This window comes from Bacillus sp. FMQ74 (assembly GCF_001875785.1).
In the GTDB taxonomy this organism is placed as follows: domain Bacteria; phylum Bacillota; class Bacilli; order Bacillales; family Bacillaceae; genus Bacillus; species Bacillus stercoris.
Genome location: NZ_MOEO01000003.1, coordinates 189421 through 210911, shown reverse-complemented (window position 1 = coordinate 210911; position 21491 = coordinate 189421). Strand labels below are relative to the sequence as shown.

The window sequence follows — 21491 nt, the reverse complement described above, 5'->3', positions numbered from 1 at the left end:
AGTTTATTCAATTTGTTTAGTTTAAATTTAATTTTTCAGACAATTGAATGCTTCCCATTATAGAATAAAGTTTATAAAATAAAAAGTTTACAATTTGTTCATATTATTTATAAAGTATGTGTAAACGCTGATTTACCCGCATTGACGTGTGTTGATCTCCTTATTGCTCCAATTTCCTGCCAAATTCTCTTTTGACAGCATTTTCGCCGTATCAAAAATGTGGTATATTGACATCGGAATTGTTAGCTGAAAGGATGAAACCGTTGGAGAAAGATCCGTTAACGATCATTGAACAAGCCGAGGACCATTTTATAGAAAGAATCGCGGAAAACATGCATGCATTTGGAATGCCCTCTACCGTCGGACGTGTGCTGGGCATTATTTATATGAATCGAAAACCGATGACGCTTACGGAATTATCTGAGGCCACCGGCATGAGCAAAACACGCATGAGCCAGGTAGTGCGGGAAATGCTTGATGCCAACATTGCCGAGAAGGTGTTCGAAAAGGGCGTCCGAAAAGATTTATATGAGGTTGAACAGGACTACTATCAAACATTTATCACGCTGTTTTCAGCCACCTGGAGCAAAGTCGTCAGCAAAAACAAAATGATGCATAAAAAACTCAATCGGGAGCTGCTTAGCGTGTTGGATGAAGAGCTTACTCCTGAAGCGGAAGAAAAAGTGAATGAGCTGCTGAAGGAATTAAAGGAATGGCTCGATTATTATAATTGGCTCAGCCGTTTGATTGAGTTTTTTGAGAGCGAAGAAATTTTTAAATATGTACCGAAGCCGTAAAAAACGCCCTGTCATTACAAGGCGTTTTTTCTTATGCGGCACCTGCCAGTTTTTTCTTCTTTCTCTTTTTAATCGGGCTTAACGCTCGTTCAAGCCAGCCCATGACCAAATCGGCAATCACCGCCATCAAAGCTGTGGGGATTGCGCCCGCTAATATAATCGCTGTTCCGTTTGTGGCGTTTGATCCTCTGACGATGATGTCCCCGAGACCGCCTGCACCGACAAATGTCCCGATGGCCGTAATGCCGATGGCAATGACAAGCGCAGTGCGCAGGCCGGCCATTATGACAGAAAGCGCAAGCGGAAGCTCGACCATCCGCAGCACTTGAAATTTTGTCATCCCCATTGCTTTTCCGGATTCAAGATAGGCATGTTCAATGCTGATAATCCCTGTATACGTGTTTCTGATAATCGGCAGGAGAGAATACAGAAATAATGACAATATCACCGTATTAGCGCCCAGTCCCATGACAAGCATCAGCACGGCGAGCATGGCGAGGGCCGGAATCGTCTGAATGACGTTCGTGACCGCAAAAACCCATCCGCTTAATCTCCTGTATCTGGCTATCAGGATGCCGAGCGGAATTCCAACAATGGCGGCAAATAAAACGCCGTACACCGACATCAGAAAATGGCGGTAAAACTCCTGCAGCACGTAACCGCCGTTTTGCGAATAGTAAGTGCCAAGCTGTTGTAGTACTTCCATATGATCCGCCTCTTTTCTTAGTCAAAATAATGATGTTTCTCTAAAAATTCCGCTGCTACGACAGACGGCTCCTTCAGCTTGCCATCCACCTCATAGTTCAGCTCCTGCATCGTTTCCGTATCGATTTGCCCAATCAGCTTATTAATCACACCCTCAAGCTCGGGATGCGCCTTAAGCACCTTTTCCGGAATCACCGGTGAACAGTCATACGGCGGGAAGAAACGCTTATCATCTTTTAAGATTTTCAAGTCATAGGCTTTAATCCGTCCATCCGTTGAATAAGCCAGAACGGCGTCCATTTTCCCGTTTTTGACTGCGTCATAGACTAGCCCGATCTGCATTGGATAAGTTGTGCCGAACTCAAAACCATATGTGCTGACAAAGCCTTTATATCCGTCGCCTTTTCGTTTCAGCCAAGCATTGTCGACGCCTAATTTATATTGGGAGGCATTTTTCTTCAGGTCAGACACGGTGTTAATGTGCTCCTTTTCCGCAAACTTTTTTGTTACGGTGAAGGCATATGTGTTATCAAAGCCGTAGGAATCAAACCATTTATAAGAAAACCGCTTTTGAAACTCATTCTGCACAATGTTCAGCGCTTTTTTCGGATCTTTCTCCGCTTCCTTGCCGAGGGTGCTTGTTAAATCTGTTCCGGAATAGCGCGTGGCAGAAATATCAATGTCACCGCCCAGCATCGCTTGGTGCTGCACATAGTTTGACCCGAGGTTTTTCACTAAAGCGGTATTCAAATCTGTATCATGTTCAATAAGCTGCGCGATCATATTCGCTAAAATTTCTGATTCTGTCATGCTTTGCGCCCCGATTTTGATCGTGTCGTCTGAAGCGCCGCCGAGTCCCGGCAAAGAACAGCCGCTTAGCAGTATGACAAAGCCGAGAGCGCACGCGCCAAGCCATTTGATTTTTTTCGTTTTCAACAGAGCCAACTCCTTACGAAACTTCCTTCATCCCTTGCAATCCTTTCGGCGTCACCTTTCGTTCTGTCACGGCTAGGACATAATCAATGATAATGGCCAGAATTGTGACAGGCACGGCACCGCCAATAATATATTCAGGCTGATACAGGTTCAGGCCGATAAAAATATAGTCCCCGAGGCCGCCTCCCCCGATAAACGACGCAAGTGTCGCCCAGCCGATTAGGTAGATCGTTGATGTGCGGATCCCCGCCATGATGATGGGAATCGCCAGCGGGATTTCGACGAGCCGAATCTGTTCCCAGCCGGTCATGCCAATCCCTTTTCCCGATTCCAGCAGGTTTTTATTTACACCTTTAATGCCGGTATACGTATTGCGCAGGATCGGCAGCACCGAATAGAAAAATAAAGCGACAATCGCAGGCACCTTTCCTACGCCGAGAAGCGGAATAAAAAAGGCTAAAATCGCAAGACTCGGCAGGGTTTGCACAATGTTTACGAAACCGATAACCGCACCTGCGCCTTTTTTCATTCTGGTGAGAGCAACACCGAGCGGCACTGCAACGATAATGCCCAATACAACGGCTATGAGTGAAATATATAAATGCTCTCCTGTTTTATACAGCAGCTCTCCGCCGTTCGTTTGTAAAAAAGTCATCATTTGATTCATCTTAAAAGAGCTCCTCCCCCGGTCAGATCGTCATGAGCTGGTTTTCCTCGTCGCCCCAAATGGAATCGTATACGATATCAACAAGGCTCGCTCTTGTCACAATCCCTGCTAAATGATTCTGTTCATCGACGACCGGAACATATTTGATCCCCTGCTTCAAAATTTTTCGGACTGTATCGCGAAGAAGCGCCCCTTTTTGAACGGTATATATATCTGAGCGGTATACGTCGCCAACGATGCTTGCTTTTTTGCGGTTTTGATCAATCATTTCCACATCAACATAGCCCTTCAGCACGTTTTGCCGGTCCACAACAAGCAGCGAGTCAACACGTTTTTCTCTCATCAGCTGAATCGCCTGAGAAAGCGTTTTGTCCGCAGATACCGTCACTGGCGTTCTGTTCATCATTTGCTCTACCCGCTCGATATCCGGTCTTGACTGAATCAGGCGTTCTTTCCCGATAAATTCTTCAACAAATTCATTTGCCGGGTTCCGGAGAATCTCATCAGGTGTGTCGACTTGAACGATTTCTCCCGCTTTTAAAATCACGATTCTGTCAGCAAGCTTAATCGCTTCGTCCATATCGTGGGTGACAAACACAATCGTTTTGTTTAGTGTTCTCTGCAGTTTTTTGAATTCTTCCTGAAGGGAATCACGCGTAATCGGATCAAGCGCTCCGAACGGTTCATCCATTAAAATGAGAGGGGGTTCAGCGGCCAGCGCGCGCAGCACGCCGATTCTTTGCTGCTGACCGCCGCTGAGCTCATGGGGATAACGGTCTAAATATTCCGGACCCATATCCACAAGCTTTAACAGCTCTCGCGCCCGTTCCTTCCGTTTTTCCTCAGGCCATTTCAACAGTTTCGGTACGAGTGAGATGTTCTGCTGGATGGTCATGTGGGGAAACAAACCAATCTGCTGAATCACATAGCCGATTTTTCTCCTCAGCTCAACCGGGTCCTGTTCCATAATATTTTCTCCGTCAATAAAGATCCTTCCAGACGATGGTTCTATCAGTCTGTTGATCATCTTCATCGTTGTCGTTTTTCCGCAGCCGCTCGGGCCGATAAAACAGATAAACTCACCTTTGGCAATATCTAAATCAATGCTGTTCACAGCTTTTTTGCCGCCTTTATATACTTTTGACACTTGTTCCAATTTCAGCAATCCGTGCACCTCCGCAGGTTTCCATTAAATTTTCTGAAAAGTATAATCCTTATTATAATTTGAACTTTGTAAAATAAAAAGTTTACAATGTGTTGAAATTATATGTTATTTATAGATTATTTATTGTTATGACCGAGACGGAAAGGGTGTTCTTACAATTACGCCGGATACCTCCCACTTCCTCTGCATTCAGCTATTTTCAACATCAGGAAGAAATATGATATATTGACACCATCAATTGCCATTTGAAGGGATGATCAGCTGTGAAAAAAACTGCTCTCGACATCATTGAACATGCTGAAGAGCATCTCATTGAGAAGATTGCCGAAAATATGCATACGTTTGGAATGCCTTCAACTGTCGGACGTGTGCTCGGAATTATTTATATGAATCGAAAACCGATGACCTTAAGCGAGCTCTCTGAGGCTACGGGCATGAGCAAAACACGGATGAGCCAGGTTGTCCGTGAAATGATCGATGCCAATATCGCCGAAAAGGTGTTTGAAAAAGGCGTACGAAAAGACCTTTATGACGTCGAGCAGGATTATTATCAAACCTTCATTTCTTTATTTGCGGCGAATTGGACAAAGGTCGTGAGCAAAAACAAAGTGCTGTATAAAAAATTAAACCGGGAGCTGACTGATCTTTTACAAAGGGACGGGCTTACCCCGGAAGCGGAAGAGAAAGTCAATCAGCTGCTGAATGAATTAAAAGAATGGCTTCATTACTATGATTGGCTGAGCAGGTTGATTGAATTTTTTGAGAGTGAGGAAGTCTTTCGGTACGTGCCGAAAACAAAAGAAAGCAGCTCTCTAAAATAAGGGAGCTGCTTTTTGCATCATGAGATTAAGACCGGAAACATGCCTTTCAGCCCAGCACCGATCATCCCGACCGCAACCACGGCTAAGATTAATCCCATCAGTCTGGTAATCACATTCATCTCGGTTTTTCCGAGTTTGCTGCTGATAAAAGCAGAATAGTGGAAAAAGAGAAAGGTCAGGGCAATAACGGCGGCTATGCCGATTATGACAGCCACATAATGACCAATACCGCTATGCCCGGCGGAAAGGCTCATTACTGTTGCAATCGTTCCAGGCCCAGCAATGATCGGAATGGATAAAGGTGTGACAGATATATCCGCTTTTTCCTTGCTTTCCTTATGTTCATCATGATGAAGAGACTGCACGTGCGACTCTTTCGCATTCAATAGATTATAGGCAATGCCGAAAATGAATATGCCGCCCGCCACTCGGAGCGCGTGAATGTTGATATCAAACAGTTTAAAGATAAGATGGCCAAAAACCAAAAAAGCCGCGAGAATAAAAAAGGATAAAATAGCTGCCTTCCGGGCAATCGCTTTTCTTTCCGCTGATGTATAGCCTTCTGTCAGCGTCAGAAATATTGGTACGTTTCCGATCGGATTTGATACTGCGAATAAAGAAATGAAGACGTGAACGATGAATGAGAACATCATATACCTCCTTGTTGGTAGTGTCTGCACAGGAAATAGAATTATTCTCCCCCCTTTTACCCGGAGGCGATTTCCCGGTAAACCTTTATAGCCTGTCAGAAACGCTCCATGCTACAATGAAGTGACAAAATTGAATAGGAAGGACGTATACAGATGTTCAAAAAAATTGCGGCAGATGCCTTGGGCTTATCTGATATCGGAAAAATTATCGAACCTCAGGACTATGACAAAACAGACGCAGATGACTATGTCATGCATGAAGACAATGAGAAAATTTATTTCTTGATTAAAACAAAAGCAGACGAATATTGCTTTACGAACCTGGCCCTGATCCATGTAGACGGCGAACGCGCCACTTCCTCAAAACGAACGTTAAAACGCTACCCTTATTCGCAATATAAAATCTCTGACGTTTTTCTTGAAACTGCCGGAAAAGTCGATTTGGATGTTGAAATAAAGTTTAAGCTGGGCGGTGAACAATTCGACATTGATGTTCACAAAGACCAGATTGAAAAATTAAAAGACCTTTATAAAGCTCTTCTCCGCATCGCTGAAACAACCTATGAAAATGACATATTGATCAATCAAGCGGAGCAAAGCTTAGATAAAGCAGTGACGATTCTTCACCATACCCGCCCTGAGCACGTCAATATTGAAACGCAATATAAAGAGCTGACCGAATTCGGATTCACTTGGCTGACATCCGTTCGCTCGCAGTATCATATCAAAGATTTTGGAGAGGTATTTGAGAAATATATTAATAACTAGCATAAAAAAAGACACAGCTGCTATAAGGCTCGTGTCTTTTTTTTGTATGAATATTGATTACTTTACAACTTTTTTCTTTTATAATAAAACTATTAGTCTATTTTCCCTATATTACAGTAAAGGAGTTATTTTATGTATTGTCCTCAATGCGGCCATCAAACTGATGGCGGAAAGTTTTGTGAGAAATGCGGATCGCCGCTCCCTGGTCAATCAGGCCAACAGCAGGCATCTCAAACTGGAGCCGCTGCAAAGCAAGCAGCAAAACAGTTCGGTTCATTTGTCCTGGCCGTCCTGAAACGCCCTTATCAGGAATGTAAAGCAACAGGCGGAGAGCAGTTGATCAGCGCTGTGATTACGCTGGTTCTTTTCAGTTTGCTGACCCCTTTGATGTTTTATATTCTTTTTTCAGACGGTCCCGGAAGCGTAAGCTTTACAGCAATCTTCTTAGAGCCAACCATTTATTTTATTTTATTTCTATTTGGCCTGCATGCATGCATTTTTTTCGCCCTGAAAATCGCGGGAAACCAAGTGTCTTTTAAAGATTCATTCTCAAGATTCGGAGCGTTTCTCATTCCGTTTACGGCTATTTTGATTCTTGCCCTTTTCTTCTTTTTATTACATACAGACATTTGTTTCACCGTGTTAGCCGTTGGTTTAATCGGTGCATTCTTCGCCATTCCTCCTGCGATGCTGAGCAGTTACCAGCATTCATATAAAGGGAAGGTTGATGTCATTTACTCAACGATTGTGATTTATCTGATCATCTGCGTCACATTTCAGCTTATTATCGAACACTATGTCAAAGAGATTTTCCGTTATATGCTCTTTTAAAAAGAACCCCATCACCTGCTGGCGATGGGGTTCTTTTATTGAATAGACGTTAAGTAAATTCTCTTATTCTTCACTACGCCGGTATAGGTCCAATTATATGTTCTGAGCTTTGGACTGCCGCCTGATTTTGTGATATAGAATTCCTCATACGTCTTAATCGTGATAGCCGAACCATTTTGGCTCCAGCTTTTCACTTCATAGTTATTAAAGTCTTCTGTTGTCCCCTCTTTATTTAATTTCGCCACGAGATGCTGCTGGTCGGAATAAAGGGAACTGCCTTTCTCAAGACTGTCTTCCATTAGTGAGAAATTATTGTGATTCACGGCATCTGCCTGACTTTGCAGATAACTGCCCATAAATAATGTCACTTGTTCATCTGTAACATCACCGCTTGCAGAGTTTTCACTGTCTTTGTTCTTCGAATCAGCCCAAGCCGATGTGTATGTCTCTGGTTTATCATTTTTGATTTTCTTTATATTTGTGCCTGCAGATTCGAATGTTGATTCTGCGTCTTCAAAAATCCACTTTTTCTGTTTTTTATCATATGAAAGAAGATATTCATAACTCGGACTGTCATCAGTCATTTCAGATTTTGAATAGTCGCTATACGAAGAAGATTGGTGGAGTTCTTTTCCTGTTACCGATACCTGCCACGTCCCGTCGTTTTTCTGAGAGATGGCAAATGTGTCCAGGTCAAAATCAGTTTCCAAGTATCTATCTTTTAAGTATGAATCCGTACTTTTCATAGAATCAACGGTATCCTTCGTCTCTGCCTTCCATTTGGCACTTGCCTCTGTCATCTGGGCTGTATTCCCATCGGATAGCGATTTGGAGTATTGTTTTGTTGTTTTGACAATTGTGTTCATAATCTGTTCCTGTGTATCTTGATCAGGAATTAACGTTAACTCCATTTCTTTATGTTCGATGGGAACGCCGGCTGTTTTTGTTTTTCCCCACGGAAATTCTGCCTCGACTGAAGCTGTCATTGATCCATCTATTAGCAGCGGACCGTATGTTACGGATTTGAATGGATCTTTATGAATCGACTTGCCGTTAATCAGCAAATCTCCCTTCCCGCTCTTGATGTCATCCGCTAAGCTGAATGTCACATCGTCTGCTTCCAATGAGAGATCTACACGAAAGCTGTTATCGCCAACCGCCTGAATGTCTTCCTTTTTCACAAGATCGACGACATCGTTTTTCAGTTTGGCTGAGACTGTATATTCACCGGGAATGTACGGACCCAAGGTTTGTGCTTGATCGGCTTTCTTTACAGATCCGGCTTCCTCTTTATTGACATATAAATCGGTATTTTTATAATTGCTAGTTACTTCAAAATAAACAGGTGCTATCTTTAAGTCGTAATGATCAAATACCAGCAGGCTTTTCCCGTCTTTTTCCGCATATACGATATCCTTCTGGGCTGTTTCATCACGCAGCGATGCAAAAAGTTCATCCTTTTTGTCTGGATGGTCCTTCAAATATGTAAGAAACGGTTTTACATTATTTTTAGTGAGCTTCAGCTTGTCATTTACCGGTGTGAGAAGAGACGCGATTTGGTCCTTGTCCTCATCATTTACGGCCTGTTCAAACTTGTCAATTAACCTATCCTTTGAAGTAAAGTACGCTCCGGTTTTATATGCGGCGAATAATATAACGCACGCTGCGGCAATACTGCTCCATAAAATGATGGTTTTCTTAGGGATCGGTTTTCGCGGAGCCTGCCTCGTTTCGGCAGTGCTTGCTGTTTCTGGATCGGCCTGTTTACTGCTCCCTCCGATCGGGGTGCCGCATTCTTTACAAAACTTGGCCCCTTCATTATTCTGGGTACCGCAATTCTTACAAAAAAACATGACTTTCCTCCTATTCTAGTCAATTGATAACATTTACTGCTTTTCATATTTTATAATAAAACAGAATGAAATTGGGAACGAATGAAAAAATTAAATGTCTATCAGACTAAAAAAGGTGGTAAGAATATGCAAAAGCTCAGGATTGAATTAGGAGAAGATACTAATGACGAATTGTATGATCTATTGCTGCTCGCCGATCCATCAAAAGACATTGTAGATGAATACCTTGAGAGGGGAGAATGTTACACAGCTTGGGCCGGTGATGAGCTTGCCGGAGTTTATGTATTGCTAAAAACAAGGCCGCAAACAATTGAAATTGTAAATATTGCCGTAAAAGAATCTCTTCAGAAGAAAGGCTTTGGCAAACAGATGGTACTTGACGCCATCGAAAAGGCGAAAGAGCTGGGGGCGGACACGATTGAAATCGGCACGGGGAATTCCAGCATTCATCAGCTTTCTCTCTATCAAAAATGCGGATTCCGCCTTCAGGCGATCGACCATGATTTCTTTATCAGACACTATGATGAAGAAATTTTTGAAAACGGGATTCAATGCCGCGATATGGTGAGGCTTTATTTAGATCTTTCATAAAAGAGCTGATTTGCTTTTTTCCCGGTATCCCGCTGCTTATTCCTTGCCTCACTGATATGATAAAAAAAGCCAGCATGAGAGTCAGACCGGCAGACAGAAAGATATAATCAGCGTCCATACACACTAGAAGGACTGTGTAAACAGCTGCTGAAAGAGGTTCTCCCATCTTTACGATAGAAAAAATAAGTGAGAAAAATTCTTCCGAAGTAGTTCAGTCGGGACAGTCTTCTGAACATACAAAACTGTTTGTACATCAATATAGGAAATAATAACGCCTAGCACCAAAAAAAGTACAAAATCAAGGAAATAAATAGATGGATAATAAAAGCTAGTGCTAGGAAAGTTTGCATAAAAAAACCCGCCGAGATTTATCTCGGCGGTCTATTTATTACTTGTTTAAGTTGTAGAAAGAGTTAATACCGTGGTATTGAGCAGTTTCAGCCAACTGATCTTCGATGCGAAGAAGCTGGTTGTATTTCGCAACACGGTCCGTACGAGACGGAGCACCTGTTTTGATTTGTCCTGCGTTTGTAGCCACAGCGATATCAGCGATTGTGCTGTCTTCAGTTTCACCAGAACGGTGAGAGATAACAGCTGTGTAGCCTGCGCGTTTCGCCATTTCGATTGCATCGAATGTTTCAGTCAATGTACCGATTTGGTTTACTTTGATCAGGATAGAGTTGCCTACGCCGTTTTTAATACCTTCAGCAAGTTTTTTCGTGTTTGTAACGAAGAGGTCGTCACCAACAAGCTGAACTTTTTTGCCAAGACGCTCAGTAAGAAGCTTGTGGCCTTCCCAGTCGTTTTCGTCAAGTCCGTCTTCGATAGAGATGATTGGGTATTTAGAAACAAGCTCTTCATACCAGTCAACCATTTCTGCAGATGTTTTCACAACGCCTTCGCCAGACAGATGGTATTTGCCGTCTTCTTTGTTGTAGAACTCAGAAGATGCAGCATCCATAGCAAGTTTCACTTCTTCGCCAGGTTTGAAGCCGGCTTTTTCGATTGCTTCAACGATTGTTTGAAGCGCTTCTTCGTTAGAACCAAGGTTTGGAGCGAATCCGCCTTCGTCACCTACAGCAGTGTTTAAGCCTTTTGCGCTTAATACTGATTTCAGGCTGTGGAAGATTTGAGCGCCCATGCGAAGTGCTTCACGGAAGTTAGGAGCACCTACAGGCATGATCATGAATTCTTGAATATCCACGTTGTTATCAGCATGCTCTCCGCCGTTTACGATGTTCATCATCGGTACAGGAAGAGTTTTTGAGTTGAATCCTCCAAGGTATTGGTAAAGAGGAATCTGTAAGAAATCAGCAGCAGCACGCGCACAAGCCATAGATACGCCAAGGATTGCGTTCGCACCAAGTTTGCCTTTGTTTTCAGTACCGTCAAGCTCGATTAAAAGCTGATCGATTGCGTTTTGTTCAGTTACATCAAAGCCAAGAAGCTCTGGTGCAATGATTTCGTTTACGTTGTTAACAGCTGTTAACACACCTTTTCCAAGGTAACGGTCTTTGTCGCCGTCACGAAGCTCAACCGCTTCGTATTCACCTGTAGAAGCTCCGCTTGGCACTAAAGCGCGGCCGAAAGCTCCTGTTTCTGTATATACTTCAACTTCAACTGTTGGGTTGCCGCGGGAGTCTAATACTTCGCGTGCATAAACATCAACAATGTATGGCATAAGTTTTGTCTCTCCTTTTGATTTTCAAATTATTTTTGAATTAAAGATGTTCCTGTCATTTCTTTCGGTTTTTCAACACCGAGAAGGTCTAATAACGTTGGTGCAAGGTCGCCTAGGATTCCGCCTTCACGAAGCGTAATGCCTTCTTTCGTTACAATCACAGGGACTGGGTTTGTTGTATGCGCAGTGTGCGGTTCGCCTGATTCCGTAATCAGAATGTCAGCATTACCGTGATCAGCGGTAATGATGGCGTGTCCGCCTTTAGCGAGAATCGCGTCAACGACTTCGCCCAAGCATTCGTCCACTGCTTCAATTGCTTTAATTGTTGGTTCAACCATTCCGGAGTGGCCGACCATATCAGGGTTTGCGAAGTTCAGAATGATCGCGTCATGCTTGTCAGCTTCAATTTCTTTGACAAGCGCGTCTTTCACTTCATACGCACTCATTTCAGGCTTCAAGTCATACGTTGCAACTTTAGGCGAATTGATGAGAATACGCTCTTCACCCGGGAATTCAGCTTCACGGCCGCCGCTCATAAAGAACGTGACGTGCGGATACTTTTCAGTCTCTGCAATTCGAAGCTGTTTTAATCCGTGCTGAGATAATACTTCTCCGACTGTGTTATCAAGATTTATCGGTTTAAACGCTACATAGCCGTCGACTGTTTCACTGAAGTGAGTCAGGCAGACGAAATACAGGTTCTTTGGATAATTCTCGCCGCGGTCGAATTCACGGAAGTCTTTGTTTGTGAACGTGTTGGAAATCTGGATGGCGCGGTCCGGTCTGAAATTATAGAAAATCACAGAATCGCCGTCTTGGATTGTCGCAACAGGCTCACCGTTTTCTTTTGTGATAACAGATGGAATCACAAATTCATCGTAGATGCCATTCGCATATGAATCATCAACAACATCCAAGGCGCTGCGGTATGATGGGCCTTCGCCGTATGCCATTGCGCGGTACGCTTTTTCTACACGGTCCCAGCGTTTGTCGCGGTCCATAGAGTAGTAACGTCCGGAAATGCTGGCGATTTCACCCACACCGATTTCCTTGATTTGTTCGTTCAACTGGTTGATGTACGTTTTCGCTGTCTGCGGACCTACATCACGGCCGTCAAGGAAGCCATGGATATAAACCTTTGTCAGCCCTTCTTTTTTCGCAAGTTTTAACAGTGCGAATAAATGGTTGATATGGCTGTGCACGCCTCCGTCAGATAAAAGGCCAAACAGGTGCAAGGCTTTGTTGTTTTCTTTCGCGTTGCTGATCGCGTCAAGGAATGTTTGATTGCGCTCAAACTCCCCTTCACGAATGGCAACATTTACGCGTGTTAAGCTTTGGTACACAATACGTCCCGCACCGATATTTAAATGACCTACTTCGGAGTTCCCCATTTGCCCTTCAGGTAGGCCTACAGCCTCGCCTGAAGCAGTCAATGTTTGATGAGGATACTGGTTCCAGTAGCGGTCAAAATTCGGTTTTTTCGCTAAAGCAACTGCGTTCCCTACTGTTTCGTTACGTAATCCGAACCCATCAAGAATGATGAGTGCAGCTGGTTTTTTACTCATATTGACCTTCCTCCAATAATTGAACGAATGACTGTGGCTCAAGGCTTGCGCCGCCGACCAAAGCACCGTCAATATCGGACTCTGCCATATATTCTTTAATGTTTGCAGGCTTTACGCTTCCGCCATATTGGATGCGAAGCTTGTCTGCAGCTTCTTGGCTGAAGCTTTCAGCAACGGTTTTACGGATATGCGCACACACGTCATTCGCATCTTTCGCTGTAGAAGATTTGCCTGTTCCGATTGCCCAGATTGGCTCATACGCAATAACAGAAGCAGCAACTTGTTCTTCAGAAAGACCAGCAAGGCCTTTTTTCACTTGGTCAGCAACAAGATCATTTGTTTTGCCGGCTTCACGCTCTTCAAGCGTTTCACCTACACAGATGATCGGCACAATGCCATGTTTGAAAGCTGCGTGTGCTTTTTTGTTAACTGTTTCATCAGTTTCAGCGAACATTTCACGGCGCTCAGAGTGGCCGATGACACAGTAGTCAACGCCAAGGTCTTTCAGAGCAACCGGGCTGATTTCGCCTGTGAACGCGCCGCTTTCTTCGAAGTGCATGTTTTGAGCGCCGACTTTTAGGTCAGTGCCTTTAACAGCAGAAGTAAGCTTTTCTAAGAAAAGCGCTGGCGCGCAAACAACAGCTTCAGCTTTGTCTGCTGCTGGAATGGAAGATTTCACTTCTTCAACGAAGCTGACAGCTTCGCCGAGTGTTTTGTTCATTTTCCAGTTACCGGCGATAATTGGTTTTCTCATCTGTTCCACTTCCTTATAGCAGTTTTGAGATTATTTATCGTTCAGTGCAGCTACCCCTGGAAGCTCTTTGCCTTCCATAAACTCAAGGGATGCGCCGCCGCCTGTTGAGATGTGGCTCATTTTGTCAGCAAGGCCGAATTTTTCAACCGCTGCCGCAGAGTCTCCTCCACCGATGACAGAGTATGTATCTTTCGCCTCTGCCAATGCTTCCGCAACCGCTTTTGTTCCTTGAGCGAACAAGTCGATTTCGAATACGCCCATCGGTCCGTTCCACACGACAAGTTTGCTGTTTTTGATGACGTCAGCATACGTTTCGCGTGTTTTCGTACCAATGTCGATTGCTTCTAAATCACTAGGGATTTCAGAGATCGGCACAATTTTCACGTTTGCATCGTTAGAGAAATCATCTGCAACGAGTACATCTTCAGGCATGTAGAAGTTAACGCCTTTTTCTTTAGCGCGGTCCATAAATGATTTCGCAAGCTCGATCTTATCTTCTTCAAGAAGAGATTTCCCGACTTCATAGCCAAGCGCTTTTACGAAAGTATAAGCAAGACCTCCGCCGATGATCAGGTTGTCTACTTTATCAAGAAGACTTTCGATGACACCGATTTTGTCTTTTACTTTCGCTCCGCCGATGATCGCCGTGAACGGGCGGTCAGGGTTAGAAACCGCTTTTCCGAGTACATCAAGCTCTTTTTCCATTAAGAAACCTGCAACTGCTGGCAGATGCTCGGCAATTCCAGCTGTAGATGCGTGAGCACGGTGGGCAGCACCGAATGCGTCATTTACATATACATCTGCAAGCTCAGCAAATGCTTTTGCAAGCTCAGGATCATTTTTCTCTTCACCAGGATAGAAACGTACGTTTTCCAATACAAGAACGTCTCCGTCCTTCATCTCGGAAATTTGTGCTTTTACAGCATCGCCGTAAGCTTCATCCGCTTTTTTCACTTCTTTGCCAAGCAGTTCGCCGAGACGTGCAGCGACAGGAGTTAAACGAAGCTCCTCAACTACTTCGCCTTTCGGGCGGCCTAAGTGGCTCGCAAGAAGGACTTTCGCGCCTTGGTCTGCAAGGTGTTTAATTGTTGGAAGCGCAGCACGGATACGTGTATCGTCTGTTACTTCCCCGTCTTTCATTGGAACGTTAAAGTCAACGCGGCAGAATACAACTTTGCCTTTTACGTCGATGTCTTTGAGAGTTTTCTTATTCATGCCTAGGAGATCCTCCTTCAAAATGGTTTGCATACAGCACGAAAAACGTGAAACCGTCTGTTCAAGCGATAACGCCGCCAGGGCAGATCGCAGTCTTTTTCGGCACAGGGCAGTTCGTCTAATGGCCAGGGCAGCGGCCTTAGGCGAAAGCGCCGGCAAAGCTGCTAAAACGCGGTCGTTTCTCTATCACAGAGCGTTTTCTGAAAGCCGGTCTTCATGGAAAAAGGGAAAGGGAGTCCGTCCCCTTCCCTTGTCCGCTTTCATTATAGCGCTTCTATTCAAAAGAACCAAGTCAGGTCCTTTTTCAGCTATAAATTAAAGACCTTTTTTTGCGATGTAAGCTGCAAGGTCAACAACGCGGTTAGAGTAGCCGCTTTCGTTATCGTACCAAGAGATTACTTTTACCATGCTGCCTTCCATAACCATTGTAGAAAGAGCATCGATTGTAGAAGAGTTTTTGTTTCCGTTGTAGTCGCCAGAAACTAATGGCTCTTCGCTGTAGCCAAGGATTCCTTTAAGGTCGCCTTCAGCCGCTTCTTTAAGAGCTGCGTTTACTTCTTCAGCTGTTACTTCTTGGTTCAGTTCAGCAACCAAGTCAACTAGAGAAACGTTTGGAGTTGGAACACGCATTGCTCCACCGTTCAGTTTGCCTTTTAGTTCAGGAAGAACTAGAGAAACTGCTTTAGCAGCACCAGTTGATGTTGGGATGATGTTTTCAGCTGCTGCACGCGCACGACGGTAGTCTTTGTGCGGAAGATCAAGGATTTGCTGATCGTTTGTGTAAGAGTGAACAGTTGTCATCATACCGCGTTTGATGCCGAATTTATCGTTAAGTACTTTTGCAAACGGCGCAAGGCAGTTTGTTGTGCAAGATGCGTTAGAGATAACATCGTGGTTAGCCGCATCGTATTTATCTTCGTTAACACCCATAACGATTGTGATATCTTCTTCGTTAGCAGGAGCAGAGATGATTACTTTTTTCGCGCCAGCTTCTAAGTGTTTCGCAGCGTCTGCGCGTTTTGTGAAGAAACCAGTAGATTCAACTACGATTTCAACGCCTTGTTTGCCCCAGCTAAGTTTAGCAGGATCGCGTTCTGCAGAAACTTCAATTGTTTTGCCGTTAACAACAAGGTTGTTACCGTCAACTGAAACTTCAGCGTCTAATTTTCCGTGTACAGAATCATATTGTAAAAGGTGAGCCAGCATGTTAGCATCTGTTAAATCGTTAACCGCTACTACCTCAACTTCAGGATTGTTTAATGCTGCGCGGAATACGTTACGTCCAATACGACCAAAACCGTTAATACCGACTTTTACTGCCATGATTGTTTCCTCCTTTAAATAAGTGAGAGATATTTATATTGAGGGATTATTCATCCCTTAATAACTTCTTTGCGGCTCCTTCGTCTGTGACGAGAACCGTGTTGCGGGGCTTTTTAAAGTAAGCCTCGATCGCCTCTGCTTTTGATGATCCGCCCGCTACCGCAATAATATCGGGGATGGCGTCTATGTCATCCAGCTGCATTCCGACAGAATGCACTTTGTGGACCACTTCGCCGTCCGCGTTAAAATAGTAGCCGAACGCTTCTGTCACCGCGTCGTTATCATCTATTTTCTTTAAATCTTCTAAAGGCGTGTTTCTGCGCTGAGCCATAGTTTTAGCTTCGCCGATTCCGTGAACCAGCATACTCGCTGATTTAATGGTGTTCAGCACCTCTTTGACAGAAGGCTCTTCAATAATAGATGAATAGGCGCCTTGTGACAGCTGTCCCGGAACAAACAAAAGCCGGTAAGTGCCTGAAGCCTTCTCCGCCATATGCGCGCATATGGTGTTCGCCTGGTTTTTCACGTCTTCACCTAAACCGCCTCTTGCAGGCACAAACAAAAGTTCGCGGTTTTTAGAATCCGGCGTCATCATTTCGGCGACAGCTTCAATTGTCGTACCGCCAGTTACAGCGACGATATTTTTGCCTGAAAATCTTTTTTTCATACATGCGACAGCCGCTCTTCCCATTTCTTTTTTGACCCATGGAGAGTGATCGCTGTCACCTGATACGATAATGGCATCCTTTAGATTTAAACGTTCTTTTAATGTCTTTTCCAAAAGTGTCAAACCTAAAACATCTTTCATCGTATCTTCCAGAACAGAAAGCAGTTCATAGCCCTCTTCTGTCAATGTCATGCCGTTTGTCTTAATATCGACCAGGTTCTGTTCCTTTAAAAACTGAACCTCGCCCCTCAGCACACGCTCGCTGATTTCGAGACTGGCAGACAGGCTTCTTCGCCCGATCGGTTCTGTCAGCCTGATATACTGCAAGATTTCAAACCTCTTTTGCATAACGAGCAGAAGATCAGGCAATAATTTTTTTTGAGCTTGTATTAACTGGTTCATGACTCAAACGTTCCTTCCTTTTTTGCTGGACATTATATGTCCCGCTATGACAAAAAACGTCCCATCATAGCCAAAAAAAATCATTTCTGCTTTCTTTAATTATTTTAACAGGGTGGAATTGTTTATTCAACTGTTAAGAGCCAATTCATCGACAATATTCGCAGAGTTTTCATACCGCGGCGTTTTATCCAGCACTATTTTTTCCTATATATCTTTATCTTATACAGAAAACGCCAAATGGTGCATCCCAATATAAACAGCCCTTCCCATAGAAAGGGCTGTTCTTTTAAAGCGTTTTCATTTTATCCAAAGCTTTTCAATTTCTTCGAGCGATTTGTTCTTCGTTTCCGGGCAGATTGTTACGACAAACAGGAAGCAAAGGATGTTAATCACCGCGAAGATCCAGAATGTATAGGCGAGCCCGAAAGAATCAATCATCATTGGCACAAACTGTCCGATCGCCCAGTTTGCTCCCCATAAAAAGATGGTCGCAATGCCCGCAGCCCGCGCACGCAGATGGTTCGGAAAGATTTCAGAAATCATAATCCATGTGATCGGCCCAACCGAGACACAGAAAGCAGCGACAAAACCTAATATAATGACGATCAGCATGATCCCGCTTGTTAACTGAAAATAAAACGACGTCCCGATTAAAATCATAAAAAAAGCCATAAAAGCAGAACCGATGGACATCAGTTTTTTTCGTCCGACTTTATCAATCAGCAACACCGCAATAACGGTAAAGATGACTTCTACAACTCCGACGATACAAGTCGTCACAAATCCGGCGTTTTGCCCGAATCCCATCATTTTAAAGATTTCCGGCCCGTAGTAAGTAATGGCGTTCATGCCGATGACTTGGTTAAACAGCGCAAGCAGGATTCCAATGACAAGCGCCTTTCTGAGACCCGGCTTAAACAGCTGGGAGAGCGACCCCATTTGTTCTATTTTTAAAGAGTTCTCAATGTTCTTTAATTCTTCTTTTGCAACAGTTTCTCCATTAATACGTGTCAGGATCTTTAAAGCTTCGTTTGTTTTGCCCGCTTTCGCCAGCCATCTCGGACTTTCCGGAACGACGAGCAGGACAAGGAAAAAGATGACGGACGGCACCATTCCATAAGCAAGCATCCATCTCCAGCCGGTGTGCACGCCCCATTCGTATGTTCCAGACCGCTGCACAGCCAGATTAATAAAGTATGTTGCGGAAATACCCAGTATCGTAAAGAGCTGATATAAGGATGATAAACTTCCGCGTATGGCGGGCGGCGCCGCTTCTGTAATGTACGTAACAGAGAGCGATGAGCCCATCCCGATTCCCAGGCCCCCGATAATCCTTGCAATGATCAAAGTGGACACGTCTTGAGAAAGCGCTGAAACGATTGCTGATATCGCAAATAATAAAGCGGCTGTCATTAAAATTTTTCTCCGGCCGAATCTGTCACTTAAAAATCCGGATATCCCGACTCCCACAACTCCTCCAATCATAATGCTTGAAATGACAAGTCCCTCCATAAACGGACTCAGGCTGTATAAATCTTTCAGAAAACCGATGGCGCCAGAAATCACTGCCGTGTCATAGCCATACAATAAGCCGCCAAGCCCCGCCGCGCATGAGATCAAAATGACAAATCCCATTGAATGGCTTCTTGTTACAGGAACATTTGGTTCTAATTGAGTTGGAGTATTCTTCATTTCCCTGCCCTCCCGAAATGTTGAGTAAAGCGTTTTCATTTCATCCTGCAATTGTACGTACTTATATTAAAATTTAACGAAAATTACATTTAATTAGTACGTACAAATATAGAATAATCTTGTTTGTATTTTCTGTCAATGTTTTCTTACCAAGAACGCTATGATATACTGAAATTTGTCCGTATACATTTTGGAGGAATGGATATGTTACCAAAATACGCGCAAGTAAAAGAAGAAATCAGTTCATGGATTAATCAAGGCAAAATACTGCCCGATCAAAAAATCCCTACCGAAAACGAATTAATGCAGCAATTCGGCGTCAGCCGGCATACCATTCGCAAAGCGATCGGAGACCTCGTATCACAAGGCCTGCTGTACAGCGTGCAAGGCGGAGGCACCTTTGTCGCTTCACGCTCTGCGAAGTCAGCGCTGCATTCCAATAAAACGATCGGTGTTTTGACAACCTACATATCAGACTATATTTTCCCGAGCATTATCAGAGGAATCGAGTCCTATTTAAGCGAGCAGGGATATTCTATGCTTTTGACAAGCACAAACAACAACCCGGACAATGAAAGAAGAGGCTTAGAAAACCTGCTGTCCCAGCATATTGACGGACTCATCGTAGAACCGACAAAAAGCGCCCTGCAAACCCCAAACATCGGCTACTATCTAAACTTGGAGAAAAACGGCATTCCTTTTGCGATGATAAACGCGTCATATGCTGAGCTTGCCGCACCGAGTTTTACCTTGGATGATGTGAAAGGCGGCATGATGGCGGCTGAGCATTTGCTTTCTCTCGGCCACACGCACATGATGGGTATTTTTAAAGCTGATGACACACAAGGCGTGAAACGGATGAACGGATTTATACAGGCGCACCGGGAGCGTGATTTGTTCCCCTCTCCAGATATGATTGTGACATTTACAACGGAAGAAAAAGAATCAAAACTTCTGGAGAAAGTGAAGGCCACACTGGAGAAAAACAGCAAGCATATGCCGACAGCCATTCTTTGTTATAACGATGAAATTGCGCTGAAGGTGATTGATATGCTGAGGGAGATGGATCTAAAAGTGCCGGAGGATATGTCTATCGTCGGGTATGATGATTCACATTTCGCCCAAATCTCAGAAGTGAAACTAACCTCTGTCAAACATCCGAAATCGGTGCTTGGAAAAGCAGCCGCCAAATATGTCATTGACTGTTTAGAGCATAAGAAGCCAAAGCAAGAGGATGTTATATTTGAGCCTGAGTTGATCATTCGCCAGTCCGCACGAAAACTGAATGAATAAAAAAAGCAATGTATGGGTCTCCCCGCTACATTGCTTTGTTTGATAGCTGTTATCTGTTTTTCCAAACATCAGCGATGATTTCAAACGAACGCATTCTGTCTGCGTGTTCATAGGTTTCTGAGTTAACCATAATTTCGTCAGCCTGTGTCGTTTTGACGAAGTCTTCAAGCTTCGCCTTCACTTCTTCCGGTCCTCCGACAATCGTGGAGCTTAGCTGCTCATTGACCATCGCTTTTTCATACGGGCTCCAGATTTGGTCCATATCCTCAACAGGCGGCTTCAGCTGGTTCGGCGTACCGCGGACAAGATCAAGAAATCTTTGATAATGTGAAGTCGCAAGGTGCTGCGCTTTCTCGTTTGTATCTGCCGCGATAATGGTGACACCGACCATCGCATACGGTTCGTCGAGCACTTCCGACGGCGTGAAGGAATTGCGGTACAGCTCCAAGGCAGGAACCGTATTCGCCGGCGAGAAATGAGCGGCGAAGGCAAACGGAAGACCTAGTTCACCTGCAAGGCGGGCACTGAAACCGCTTGAGCCCAGCAGCCATATCGGCACATCTATGCCCTCTCCGGGAATGGCGCGGACTTGATTGCGCACATTTCCTGACGGTTTAAAGTAATTGCGGAGTTCCTCTAATTGTTCTGGGAAATCCTCCCCGCTGTTAATGTTTCTGCGGAGCGCTCTTGCTGTCAATTGGTCCGTTCCCGGCGCACGTCCGAGCCCCAGGTCAATCCGCCCGGGATACAATGTTTCCAGTGTGCCGAATTGTTCAGCAATGACTAATGAAGAGTGGTTCGGGAGCATAATGCCGCCGGAACCGACGCGGATCTTCTTAGTGCCTCCGGCAATATGGCCAATCAAAACTGCGGTGGCAGAGCTTGCCACACCTTCTATATTATGATGCTCAGCAAGCCAGTAACGGTGATAGCCCCATTCCTCCGCACGGCGCGCCAAGTCCATGCTGTTTCGGAATGATTCCGCGATCGTTCCTCCCTGAACAACCGGAGATAAATTCAAGACAGAAAGCAAGGTATCTTTGCGTTGGTTGTTAGACATATTGTTCTCCTTTGCAAATGTGTTATCAGGAAACAGCCCAAAGCTGTCAGGTCAT

The 21491-nt window shown here is 44.3% G+C and carries 20 protein-coding genes and 1 pseudogene; 6 read left to right on the top strand and 15 right to left on the bottom strand.

Annotation, left to right across the window (positions count from 1 at the left end; all coding sequences use genetic code 11):
* Nucleotides 1-263: 263 nt before the first annotated feature.
* Complete coding sequence (locus tag BLL41_RS07880; RefSeq protein ID WP_014478002.1) at nt 264-797, top strand: GbsR/MarR family transcriptional regulator; 534 nt, start codon at nt 264-266, stop codon at nt 795-797.
* A gap of 31 nt (nt 798-828) precedes the next feature.
* Here the strand turns inward: BLL41_RS07880 and opuCD are convergent, their stop codons facing one another.
* Genes opuCD through opuCA form a run of 4 tightly spaced genes read right to left on the bottom strand, consistent with a single transcriptional unit; the run spans nt 829 to nt 4270 of the window.
* Complete coding sequence (opuCD, locus tag BLL41_RS07875) at nt 829-1503, bottom strand: glycine betaine/carnitine/choline/choline sulfate ABC transporter permease OpuCD (RefSeq protein WP_071577422.1); 675 nt, start codon at nt 1501-1503, stop codon at nt 829-831.
* 17 nt (nt 1504-1520) lie between these two features.
* Entirely contained in the window at nt 1521-2438 is a 918-nt protein-coding gene (opuCC, locus tag BLL41_RS07870; RefSeq protein ID WP_071577421.1) for an osmoprotectant ABC transporter substrate-binding lipoprotein OpuCC, read from the bottom strand.
* 13 nt (nt 2439-2451) lie between these two features.
* Nucleotides 2452-3105, bottom strand: coding sequence for a glycine betaine/carnitine/choline/choline sulfate ABC transporter permease OpuCB (gene opuCB, locus BLL41_RS07865; protein ID WP_003228349.1), 654 nt, complete (start codon nt 3103-3105; stop codon nt 2452-2454).
* A 22-nt stretch (nt 3106-3127) separates the two neighbouring features.
* A complete protein-coding gene (gene opuCA, locus BLL41_RS07860; RefSeq protein ID WP_071577420.1) occupies nt 3128-4270 on the bottom strand; it encodes an osmoprotectant ABC transporter ATP-binding protein OpuCA in 1143 nt (380 codons plus the stop codon).
* 263 nt (nt 4271-4533) lie between these two features.
* Here opuCA and opcR point away from each other — a divergent pair, with 263 nt between their 5' ends.
* Nucleotides 4534-5091 (top strand): opuC operon transcriptional regulator OpcR, encoded by a 558-nt coding sequence (opcR, locus tag BLL41_RS07855; RefSeq protein WP_071577419.1) that lies wholly within the window; start codon nt 4534-4536, stop codon nt 5089-5091.
* A 17-nt stretch (nt 5092-5108) separates the two neighbouring features.
* Here the strand turns inward: opcR and BLL41_RS07850 are convergent, their stop codons facing one another.
* On the bottom strand, nt 5109-5744 hold the full coding sequence (locus BLL41_RS07850) for an NAAT family transporter (protein WP_083427959.1): 636 nt from the start codon (nt 5742-5744) through the stop codon (nt 5109-5111).
* 150 nt (nt 5745-5894) lie between these two features.
* Between BLL41_RS07850 and BLL41_RS07845 the strand changes: the two genes are divergently transcribed.
* Both BLL41_RS07845 and BLL41_RS07840 read left to right on the top strand, forming a co-directional pair.
* The gene (locus BLL41_RS07845; RefSeq protein WP_071577417.1) at nt 5895-6509 is read left to right on the top strand and encodes a PH domain-containing protein; all 615 of its coding nucleotides are present in this window, start codon (nt 5895-5897) and stop codon (nt 6507-6509) included.
* A gap of 132 nt (nt 6510-6641) precedes the next feature.
* Nucleotides 6642-7340 carry a zinc ribbon domain-containing protein gene (locus BLL41_RS07840; RefSeq protein WP_071577416.1) on the top strand — a complete coding sequence of 233 codons (699 nt, stop codon included), beginning with the start codon at nt 6642-6644 and terminating at the stop codon, nt 7338-7340.
* 35 nt (nt 7341-7375) lie between these two features.
* On the opposite strand, the gene BLL41_RS07835 is transcribed toward BLL41_RS07840, so the two are convergent.
* The gene (locus BLL41_RS07835) at nt 7376-9193 is read right to left on the bottom strand and encodes a zinc ribbon domain-containing protein (protein WP_071577415.1); all 1818 of its coding nucleotides are present in this window, start codon (nt 9191-9193) and stop codon (nt 7376-7378) included.
* Nucleotides 9194-9319: 126 nt separating this feature from the next.
* Here BLL41_RS07835 and BLL41_RS07830 point away from each other — a divergent pair, with 126 nt between their 5' ends.
* On the top strand, nt 9320-9784 hold the full coding sequence (locus BLL41_RS07830; RefSeq protein WP_071577414.1) for a GNAT family N-acetyltransferase: 465 nt from the start codon (nt 9320-9322) through the stop codon (nt 9782-9784).
* Here BLL41_RS07830 and BLL41_RS23280 read toward each other — a convergent pair.
* From BLL41_RS23280 to araE, 8 genes and pseudogenes are all read right to left on the bottom strand, one after another.
* Nucleotides 9766-10075, bottom strand: a pseudogene (locus tag BLL41_RS23280) (MFS transporter); the annotation flags it as partial. The gene BLL41_RS07830 and the pseudogene BLL41_RS23280 overlap by 19 nt on opposite strands.
* 97 nt (nt 10076-10172) lie before the next feature.
* Complete coding sequence (gene eno / locus BLL41_RS07825; protein WP_041850522.1) at nt 10173-11465, bottom strand: phosphopyruvate hydratase; 1293 nt, start codon at nt 11463-11465, stop codon at nt 10173-10175.
* A 29-nt stretch (nt 11466-11494) separates the two neighbouring features.
* Nucleotides 11495-13030, bottom strand: a complete 1536-nt coding sequence (gene gpmI / locus BLL41_RS07820) for a 2,3-bisphosphoglycerate-independent phosphoglycerate mutase (protein ID WP_071577413.1) — start codon at nt 13028-13030, stop codon at nt 11495-11497.
* Entirely contained in the window at nt 13023-13784 is a 762-nt protein-coding gene (gene tpiA / locus BLL41_RS07815; RefSeq protein WP_014478011.1) for a triose-phosphate isomerase, read from the bottom strand. The genes gpmI and tpiA overlap by 8 nt, the downstream gene beginning before the upstream one ends.
* 30 nt (nt 13785-13814) lie before the next feature.
* Complete coding sequence (locus BLL41_RS07810) at nt 13815-14999, bottom strand: phosphoglycerate kinase (protein ID WP_003243051.1); 1185 nt, start codon at nt 14997-14999, stop codon at nt 13815-13817.
* A gap of 315 nt (nt 15000-15314) precedes the next feature.
* Complete coding sequence (gene gap, locus BLL41_RS07800) at nt 15315-16322, bottom strand: type I glyceraldehyde-3-phosphate dehydrogenase (protein WP_003219957.1); 1008 nt, start codon at nt 16320-16322, stop codon at nt 15315-15317.
* Nucleotides 16323-16368: 46 nt separating this feature from the next.
* Nucleotides 16369-17391, bottom strand: coding sequence for a gapA transcriptional regulator CggR (gene cggR, locus BLL41_RS07795; RefSeq protein ID WP_071577411.1), 1023 nt, complete (start codon nt 17389-17391; stop codon nt 16369-16371).
* Between the two features lie 297 nt (nt 17392-17688).
* Nucleotides 17689-19083: an arabinose-proton symporter AraE gene (gene araE, locus BLL41_RS07790; protein WP_071577410.1), complete on the bottom strand. Its 1395-nt coding sequence runs from the start codon at nt 19081-19083 to the stop codon at nt 17689-17691.
* A 204-nt stretch (nt 19084-19287) separates the two neighbouring features.
* Between araE and araR the strand changes: the two genes are divergently transcribed.
* On the top strand, nt 19288-20376 hold the full coding sequence (araR, locus tag BLL41_RS07785) for an arabinose utilization transcriptional regulator AraR (RefSeq protein WP_071577409.1): 1089 nt from the start codon (nt 19288-19290) through the stop codon (nt 20374-20376).
* Nucleotides 20377-20425: 49 nt separating this feature from the next.
* On the opposite strand, the gene BLL41_RS07780 is transcribed toward araR, so the two are convergent.
* Nucleotides 20426-21436, bottom strand: a complete 1011-nt coding sequence (locus tag BLL41_RS07780; protein WP_071577408.1) for an LLM class flavin-dependent oxidoreductase — start codon at nt 21434-21436, stop codon at nt 20426-20428.
* Between the last annotated feature and the right edge of the window lie 55 nt (nt 21437-21491).